Source organism: Bacillus pretiosus (assembly GCF_051294775.1).
GTDB lineage: Bacteria > Bacillota > Bacilli > Bacillales > Bacillaceae_G > Bacillus_A > Bacillus_A wiedmannii.
The window spans coordinates 1-310 of the sequence record NZ_JBPPHF010000151.1; the positions used below are offsets into that span (position 1 = coordinate 1).

Sequence of the window (310 nt, forward strand, 5' to 3'; positions counted from 1 at the left end):
CCACCGCCAACTTGTTTCCACGTTTCACCAAACAAACCTTTCATGAACTCTTGGAAAGCTTCAGACGGAAAACCATTAATTAGTGATGCCAATGCACCACCTAAGATAAGTGGCATAACTGCAATAAATCCGTCACGGATCGCAGCTAAGTGACGTTGCGATCCGATTTTACCAGCGACAGGAACAATATATTTCTCCATGAATGCAATAAACTGTTGCATTTCGCTTCCCCCCTAATTATTTTTTAAGTGTTAACGCGTGATCTAAAACTGCTTCTCCATTCATCATGCCGTAGTGCATTGGATTGATA

General features: G+C 41.6%; 2 pseudogenes. Both read right to left on the reverse strand.

What is annotated here, in order from left to right:
• Positions 1-221 (reverse strand): annotated as a pseudogene (locus ACSG5Z_RS30265) (PTS lactose transporter subunit IIC); the annotation flags it as partial.
• 16 nt (positions 222-237) lie between these two features.
• Positions 238-310: pseudogene (locus ACSG5Z_RS30270) on the reverse strand (PTS sugar transporter subunit IIB); the annotation flags it as partial.